We start from the raw sequence: 8,710 nt of genomic DNA on the forward strand, positions 1-8,710 counted from the left end.
ACTGAGGCGTTCGTGTGTCTTCTTTATTCTTATGTGGTCACATTAGCTCACGCTGTTGCGTCAATTCAACGGCATTCGAGAAAATGAGGGCCAAAGATCTCCTCGACGAGGCGTCGCTCGAAACCGGACATGAATCTTTTCTCGAAGCAACGGAAGCGCCATTCCCCGTCCTCCTTAACCATTCGTACGCTATCGTCTATGTGAATCCTGTCCTGGCCCAAAGTGGTAGCTGCGATCAGATCGCCTGTTACTCGCACCCAGGCTGTATCCCCTGACTTACCCGTAATCTCATAACGCAGCTCCGTGAGGCTGAACCGAGGCCACAGTGTTAGCATGTTTTCGAGGGTCTGTCGATCCAAAGACTCTCTTTGCAGGAGCTGCCCGAAGTGCTCAACTCCCCGCCGAAAATCTGGTAATGTCGAGGCTGAAGTTACCGACTCTAGGCGTGTGAAGTCTTCCTTGTCTCCTCCGTAGAAACTCTCATACCACTTTCGCAAGTTGTCTCTGGGATCGTTGAACACACAGAGCACTCTAGCCCACCAGGAAGGACCGTCAGAATGCTCGCGTGTAATTCCGCTTCCTGTAGAGTATTCGTAAGACTTGGGGTGGTGATCAGAGCAATTGCGCGCTATCATGCCGATCCAGAAGATCAATACGATAAGCCCCCATACGGATCCCCAACGGCTGGGCGGTGTCTTACCTTCTCCCTGAGACACACGCCCAACGGTCGAAGAGCCTCGCTGAAGTCGTAGTTTTTCAAGCTTCCTACGTTCTTTCAAGCCCATTCTGTGGTCCTCTTTCCGAAAGGTAAGGCCGGCTTCACAGAACGATCAATCCCACGTTGGTTCCCACCGCTCGCTCGCGTGAAAATCCCCATGCGAGAAGGTCACCTGATCATTCCGGTAATCATAATGCGCCGTTTCTGCAACCCTCGGTTGCCGACGGCCGGTCGGGGAGGGTGGCGTCCACAATCGTGCCTTCACGAGTATATCCACTTCTCGAGACCGCGGGTCACAACCATGATCAGTCAGGACTTTGATTATGGCTTGCATTGCTTGGTTAGTCACTTTCCTAACCCGGAAGGACCCGTGCAATCGGACCGGATTGTCATAGAAATCAAATGCAATGGCAATCTTGGTGCACAAACGACCATTAGAGTACTTTAGAACTTCTCGACGCCCAAAGTGCTGAAGACCCATTCTGCTCAGTTCCTTCTCCAGAGACCGGCGAAACTCACCTTCTGGGGGAAGAGGCCCGCCGAGCCGAAATAGCGCATAACTCACCAAGGAAACAGCTGTAATAACGACCCAAGATATGACAAGCAGTTTCCCCGCGGGTTTCATCCCTGACTTCTCTTCTTCTGCTTCCCTAGTGAAGGATCCTACCTGGAGACAATAATATGCTGTTCAGATCCCGTCGGCCAGAGGAGAGCTCAGACACAATGCCCTCGAAACAAACGTATTGGCCCTGCGTCACGTGCACGACGCGCTCCCTGAATTCTTCAGGGACCCGAAGGACGACCGATACGTTATACCGGCTCTTTCTTCTTCGTTTCTGGGCCACAAACGCTGGCAGTTTGGAATAGATGTCCTCGTTTGATATACGAACTTCATACCATTGCCCCTCGTCCTTAAGTCTTACTCGGTCTATGTAACCGTTCCACTCCACCTTCTTGCCAATTAGAGACTCCCTATACTCGTCTCGCTGGACCGAAGTCCACTCTTTCCGGCGCATGTTCTCACAGATATCTGACAAGGCGATATTGGACGTGGGAACGGAGGCAAGCTGTTCTTGGGGCGTTGGCGGCGATGTGGGCGCCGACGGTCCCCAGCAAGCGACGCAAGCGACAGCCTCAAGCATTACAATGACAGCCACTGTCTTGGCTGCTCTTTGAAGCCCTTTTATTATCATTTCCTGCCTACTCTCCGACCCCGGCCCGCGGCCTGGCTCGATGCCACAGGCCCGACCGGCAGCTCGTGATACTAAATTGTACATTACTGCGAGCGAACTGGTTTTACAATGACAAGCTAGACGCGTTCAAGCTACTCGCGATTTCAGTTGGACGCCGCCTGCTTCGCCACCCACTTCTTGTAGATTGTCTTTCCGGACTGCATGTCGGGGATTATCTCGGCAAGGCCGAGCGGCTGCGCCTTGTCGGGCGTGATGAAGCCGTAGTCGTGCCAGCCGTGGGGCTTGTAGTACTCCCTTTTGGGCCAAGCCGAGATCCTCCTCCATATCCTCTTCAAGTGAGGGTTCTGGGGAGGAGGAGGGACGGCGATGCGTCCTCAGACCGCCCGACTGGAAGTCGGGCGTTAATGCAATTAGAGCCATCTATATGACCGCGTTGAAACGCGGTCGAGGTGACCGCAGAACTCTAGTTACAATCTAAAGCCATACTCATCCCTTACTTCAGCCTTCCGCCTTCAGCCTTGCGGCTGTCGTTACTCTTGGGGCTCTGCGTAAATGGATTGATCGACAAGGAAGGTGGGTTGCCTCAAGTCCTCGGGCTGAAGCCGCTTCCTGCGAGCCAAGAACCGCTGGTGTAGATTGACCACGCTGGATGAGTGCTCGATCGCCTCCACAATGGGGAAGGACTCTATATTGTATCGGTCAGCCCAACCTGTCTCATCGCAGAAGAGCTCTAGCCCCTTCAGCGACTTGCTCTTCGTCCCGGCAGCGACAAGGATCGTCTCGCCGTGGACCAGGTCCGTCGTGTTCTCGCGGTCGGAGACGACGATGACGTCGATTTGAGGCAGACGTTCCGAAAGATCGATCGCCTCGTCAAGCGGCATCTGTGCGAGGACTATCACGACATTTGCGATGGTCGCACTCGACGCCAAGACCCGCTTCAGGGCCTCATCGGGCTGCTCCACCTCAACCGTCCTGCTGCCCTCATCGTCCTTCGTCCAATCGACTATGAGAGCCTCGTCGTCCTGAGAGACAACGGCGCTTACACATACGGTCGCCCCAGTTGTGTGAAAGAGCATGAACGGATGAAACACAGGCTCCTGGGTCTCAGCATCAAGCACGTTTGCAGAGATGAATGGGAACCAAGCCTGCCGCTGGAGAGCCTTCAGGTGGCGAATCCCGAACGTGAAGTCCTTAACCCCAAGCCCCAGTCCGTCGTAGCCCATTATGTTCAGGGCGGCGATCATGGCCCACGACTTCAACTTCTGGCGAGTGCCGCTACAGTTGAAAAGATTGCCCACGTCCAGAAGTAGCGCATTACCTCGCGGCTCAACGCACTCCAGAACGAAAGTCCGGCGCCTCTCAAAGCCGCCTAATTGAGGGTCGAAGCAGCTGGACCGCGTCATCGTCCCGTATGAGTTGCCGGAGAAAAAGGCCACAACACTCGGCGTCGCCTGGACCTCGAAGTCCACCTTGACGAATTCCGGCTCCTCCTGCGCGAGGCCGACCGAGGCGCCAGCCAGACCCAATATGCACGCCACGAAGAGAGCTGCAAGCAACCACAGTTGACCACGCACAAGTCTGACGGCCCGGTTCACTGACCTCACCTCTGCCCCGGCGTCTTGCTGAGCACGAAATTGTCGATCACGAGATCGTCCAGACCCGTCGTGTAGAAGCACCTCAGCGCGTCCTTCGGGGTGCACACTATCGGCTCTTCCTTTATGTTGAACGACGTGTTCAGGACGACAGGCACGCCGGTTAGCTTCTCAAACTCGGCGATGAGGTTGTAGTAGAGCGGGTCCATCGACTTGGTAACGGTGTGCACGCGGCCAGTCCCGTCAACGTGAGTTACCGACGGGATTACGTCCCGTTTTTTTGGCAGAACATTGTAAACAAGCAGCATGAACGGCGAGGGATAAGAGAAGTCGAAGTACTCAGAGACCCTCTCCGCCAGAATCGAGGGCGCAAAGGGCCTGAACGACTCCCGGTGCTTTACTTGCTCGTTCACGACATCCTTCATGTTCGGGTCTCGGGGGTCGGCCAGAATGCTTCGTTTGCCGAGCGCACGAGGGCCAAACTCCATACGTCCCTGAAACCACCCGACGATATGCCCGTTGGCAAGGAGCTTTGCCGCCTCTTTCGACGGGTCCTTGACCTCTTGGAACGGGACCTTGGCGAGCCTAAGAAACGCCTCAACCTGGTCGTGGGTGTACTGGGGTCCCCAGAAGGCGTTGTCCATCACGAAGTCGCGCGGATTGCCGAGAATGCCATTGTGAACGAAGAACGCTGCGCCCACGGCAGCACCGGCGTCATAGGCCGCCGGCTGGATATAAGTCTCCTCGAACTGCGTCTCCTTGATGAGCCTCCCGTTGGCGACGCAATTGAGCGCAACGCCTCCGTTGAGGCAGATGTTCTTGCTGCCCGTGATCTTGTGCAGGTAGTTGGCCATGTGCAGTAGAGCGTCCTCGAGACGTCGCTGGCCACCCCGGGCAACCTCCGCGTGCCGGTCGGTTACTTCCTGGCCTGGCTTTCTGTCCTCGCCAAAAGTCAGAAGAAATTTTTCTGAATAGTAGGGGACCTCGCCAAACTGGTAGTTAAAAAATGACATGTCCATTTCGTATTCGCCGTCGGGAGCGAGCCGTATCACGCGTTTGAACTCGTTATAGTACTCATCGGTTTTCCCGTAGGACGAAAGGCCCATCACCTTGTATTCATCGGCGTTGCGCTTGAACCCGAGGTATGTGGTAAGCGTTGTGTAGAAGGCTCCGAGCGAGAACGGGAAGTATATCTCTTTGAACTTCGTGATCGTATTGCCGCGACCGCGAGCAAGCAGAGTCGTCGTCCACTCCCCGATCCCGTCCGCAGTCAATATCGCCGCGTCGTCAAAGGGCGAGATTGTGAAGCAGCTGTAGGCGTGGGCGATGTGATGTTCGACGAACTGGAACTTGAATCGGGCCTGCTTGGGGTCGTAGCCCGGCACCCTCTTCAGATACCGTTTTGCTGACATCATTGACGGGATTCCGCTGGAGTAGTCCGCCTGGTCTCGGCAGAAGGCCAATGTTCTGGGGAAATACCTCGCCAGGTGGAAGACCTTACGATGCAGGTTCAGCCACGGATTGATGCAGAAGGCAACCCACGCCACGTCATTGATCGAGGCGCCGATCTCACTGAGGCAGTAGTTGATCGCTCCATAAGGGAAGCCTCCATCGTGCTTCTTGCGCGTGAACCGTTCCTCTTCAGCGGCTGCCCTAAGCTTCCCATCGACGAGCACACATGCTGCCGAGTCGTGCTGGAATGCCGTGATCCCAAGTATGATCATTTACTGTTCGTCCTCTTGTCCTGACGTTTCGCCAGCTTCTTGAGAATGTCATCCAACATCTGGCTGTTCGCGATTGGAACAGTCTCCCGGTTGTCTATCACAAACACGAGCGCCCCTCCAACTCGCAGCTGCTCGCAAAGGCTCGCATCCGCCTCGAGCTTCGAGTCGACCGACTTTGACGCCGAGAGCGACTTGATCTTGGCCGGCTCGAAGCCCGCCTTGACTATCGGCTCCTCCCAGTAGGAGTTCTCCGGCTCCTTCGCTCGAAGCAGGATGTATTTGTCGAACTTGTCTCCGTCCTGCATCAGCATCGCCTCTTGCCGCTGCGCCTCTTGCAGTTCAGAGAGGCCTGTCTGAGCGGTGATAACGCCATTGCTGTCCAGATACACTATGTGATGGACCTCGAATGGACGTAACTTTCCCTCGTCGCGCAGCTTGATCATGCGCGCAAGCCCCTCAAGGCCCGCCTTCGCGTTCGCTGAAATGAATACGTCAAGCTTCCCTTTTATCAACGGCCTGCTCGGCACCACGCTCGCGCCCGACATCTCAGACCGGAACACCAGCTTGTCGTTCACTCTCTCGAACGCAGACTTCAGCTGAGCGAAGTTGCGCGCCCTCAGCGCCTCAAGCCCAAAGATATACCCCGGAAGCAAGTCAAGGCCGTAGGTCGCGATGAGCCTCTTGCCCTCGTCAGTCGAGGCATCGACCCTATTCACCTCAAGCCCAGGCATCATCACCAGCGTTGAGTTGATTATCTGGTCCTCGTTGCTCGCAACCGAGTTCGCATCATAAACCACAGAGACGGGCACCTTCACCGCCTCGTCATATTCACACCGCGACTGCTTGGTGGCCGGATTGACGCACCGGGCGATCATCCCCTCCTTGCGGGGGCAATCGAAGTCGTGCAAGCACTTTGGCAGGTTCTTGCAGGCCGCAACCTCGTCAGCACGCTGCCCTAAAATCGTGCAGACGCTCCGTGAGAGGAGCATCTTGTCGATGCGGTCTCCGAACCGCTGATTGTTTATGTAAAGCGTTGGCGAGGCGCTCACGCGGAGCCTTGCGTCCCTAGCCGCCATGCTCCTGAGCTCTCGCTCGGGATAGCCGCTCGAGAGGCATTCCGAAAGCGCTTTCGTGTCAATGCCGACGCTCGAGGCGCACTCCTGCCAGCTCGTCCCCTCCACGGATGTGTTCACGCACTCAACGTAGGACACGAACTTCTCCGGCTGCGTTTTGAGGACACAGAGCTGACGCATGTCCTCCTCGACCTCTTCCTCGCCGTGAAGCGAGTCGAACTCGCCCTCACCAGCGTCCCGAACTATGTAGTAAACGTGCGGTTCGACAGCGTCCCCGAAGGTTGTCTTAAGCTCAAACAACGTCTTGAATGCTGGCTTGGAGTACGGGCAGAAACTCATCATATAAAGGTCCAGCCTCACGGTCGGCCTGACCGTCCCAGCGTCCCTTAGCTTGAGGAAACCACTGACCAGCGAAGCAACCGCGGGACTGTCCGGAACCTCTTTCGACAGCGGTATCTCCTCGACTGCAAAGCGCTGACTGGCATCCGCTGCCCCAGGCCTCAGCCTCGTCAGGAGCAGATTCCGACCCTGATAGTCGAAATTGACAACGTGGCTTTCCCCAACATCGAACGAGCGCCTCGTCGTTGTGCGCCGCCCGGAGTTGAAGACGACGTCGATGCCCTGCACCTCTTGGGCGAGCTTGGTCGAGGCCTCCTCGTTAAGGTGCGAGAGCACAATCACGACGTCAACCTTGCCACGCTGCTCCGCAAGAACCTTGCTAACGGCCTCTTTAGGATCGAGCACTTTCAAGCCCTCGAACTGTTGCCAGTAATCGCCAAACTCCACCTCTGGCATGCACACGCCGGTGACAAGGACATTCTTTCCGCCAACTTTCTTTATGATGAACGGCGTCACGAACGGCTTGCCGTCCCCGGTCTGAACGTTGCACGAGACGAACGTCAAACCCAACGCACTCTCCGCCCACTTGATCGCCCCCTGCCCGAACGCGAACTCGTCGTCGCCGAGGCACACCGCGTCGTATTTCATCAGGGCCATCGCCCTAAGCGCGACGAACGTCCGCTGCTTGTCGAGCTCGTCCCCCTGAACATACTCGTCGTAAATCCCATGTGCGAAGCAGCCGCCGCCGTCCAACAGCAGCAGGTCGCCGAACTCCGAACGTAGAACCTCTATCTCGTGTGCCCGCCTCGCCACGCCGCCGAGCGGCTCGGCCGGGCAGTTACACGGCTCGATCATGGCATGCGTCTCGCCGGTGTAGGCTATGGCGACCTGCGCCGACGCAACGCTGGCGGCCGTGCTCGGCACCTGCGGCTCTGCCAGAGCTGTGTGCAGACACGCGAACACAATGAGCCCCAGCCCGAGGGCAACATGCGAGACCCTATAAGTTACCAACTTTGCTTATCTCCCACCTGAACATGCCGGCTCATGCCCACATTATTGTGCATCCAAAGCCGCAATTCTGTGGCAATATAGGCAGGCAGGCCGCCTCATGTCAACGGCTCACGATTTGAAAGCCCCTGTCTGCATCCTGCCCGACCGAGTCGCTTGACCTAGCGATGCGGAAAGTGCTCAATATGCTCAGAGTAGCGAGAGAATGGAGAGGACGTAGGCAAGAGTATGACGATCCACCAAGCCCTTCAGACATTCGCCGAGGCCGTCAAGGCCAAGATGACAGCGATGACGCCCGGTGAGCCCGAAGACCAATTGCGCGCGCCCTTTGAGAGCTTCATGTCCGAGGCAGGAAGCGCCTTGGGTGGGACCGTGGTCTGCAAGGGTGAGACGAGGCTTCCCGATCGACTTGGTAAGCCTGACTATGCCATTCATTTTAACGGCCTGCTCGCCGGTTACGTCGAACTCAAAGCGCCGGGGATTGGGGCGAATCCAAGACGTTACACCGGCCACAACCGGGAGCAATGGAAGCGTTTCCAACTTCTCCCAAACGTGCTCTACTGCGACGGCAACGAGTGGGCGCTGTATCGCAATGGCGAACTCGTCCATAGGTTGGTGCGCCTATCCGGGGACGTGACTTGCGATGGCCGCAAGGCCGTTAGCGCGGAAAACGCCCGAGCCCTCGACCCGCTACTGCGAGATTTCTTGTCCTGGCAGCCGTTCATACCGACCGACCGCAGAGGCAAGATCGACCTGAAGGGCTTTGCCGAACTGCTGGCCCCGCTCTGCCGAATGCTGCGCGATGATGTAACGGAGGCGCTTCGGAATGCGGATTCTCCGATGCACGCCATTGCCAGGGATTGGGGACACTCTCTTTTCGCCGATGCTTCCGACGAGCAATTCGCAGATGCCTACGCCCAGACTGTGACTTTCGCTCTTCTCCTCGCCCGCAGCGAAGGCGCTGAGCCGCTATCCTCAGACACCGCCCGGCAGATGCTGGACAGCCACCACGCTCTGCTGGGCCGAGCACTGGCAGTCCTTACTGATTTCCAGGTCAAAGCTG

Annotated in this window: 7 protein-coding genes; 1 reads left to right on the forward strand and 6 read right to left on the reverse strand. The window is 56.9% G+C overall.

Annotation, left to right across the window (positions count from 1 at the left end):
- Nucleotides 1–65: 65 nt before the first annotated feature.
- The 6 genes from VM163_12485 to VM163_12510 form a co-directional block, all read right to left on the reverse strand.
- Complete coding sequence (locus VM163_12485) at nt 66–530, reverse strand: hypothetical protein (GenBank protein ID HUT04695.1); 465 nt, start codon at nt 528–530, stop codon at nt 66–68.
- Between the two features lie 838 nt (nt 531–1,368).
- Complete coding sequence (locus VM163_12490; GenBank protein HUT04696.1) at nt 1,369–1,911, reverse strand: hypothetical protein; 543 nt, start codon at nt 1,909–1,911, stop codon at nt 1,369–1,371.
- A 143-nt stretch (nt 1,912–2,054) separates the two neighbouring features.
- A complete protein-coding gene (locus VM163_12495) occupies nt 2,055–2,246 on the reverse strand; it encodes a hypothetical protein (protein HUT04697.1) in 192 nt (63 codons plus the stop codon).
- Between the two features lie 195 nt (nt 2,247–2,441).
- Nucleotides 2,442–3,506, reverse strand: a complete 1,065-nt coding sequence (locus VM163_12500; protein HUT04698.1) for a hypothetical protein — start codon at nt 3,504–3,506, stop codon at nt 2,442–2,444.
- 5 nt (nt 3,507–3,511) lie between these two features.
- A complete protein-coding gene (locus tag VM163_12505) occupies nt 3,512–5,227 on the reverse strand; it encodes a carbamoyltransferase C-terminal domain-containing protein (protein ID HUT04699.1) in 1,716 nt (571 codons plus the stop codon).
- The gene (locus VM163_12510; GenBank protein HUT04700.1) at nt 5,224–7,650 is read right to left on the reverse strand and encodes a thioredoxin domain-containing protein; all 2,427 of its coding nucleotides are present in this window, start codon (nt 7,648–7,650) and stop codon (nt 5,224–5,226) included. The genes VM163_12505 and VM163_12510 overlap by 4 nt, the downstream gene beginning before the upstream one ends.
- Nucleotides 7,651–7,875: 225 nt before the next feature.
- On the opposite strand from VM163_12510, the gene VM163_12515 reads away from it, so the two are divergent.
- Nucleotides 7,876–8,710 (forward strand): DNA methyltransferase (locus tag VM163_12515; protein HUT04701.1); only part of this gene is annotated, 835 nt, incomplete at its 3' end.

This window comes from bacterium, assembly GCA_035527515.1.
In the GTDB taxonomy this organism is placed as follows: Bacteria; B130-G9; B130-G9; order B130-G9; family B130-G9; genus B130-G9.

Coding starts and splice junctions, on each gene's coding strand:
- VM163_12490 (HUT04696.1), bottom strand. CDS start 1,911: ATGATAATAAAAGGGCTTCAAAGAGCAGCCAAGACAGTGGCTGTCATT.
- VM163_12505 (HUT04699.1), bottom strand. CDS start 5,227: ATGATCATACTTGGGATCACGGCATTCCAGCACGACTCGGCAGCATGT.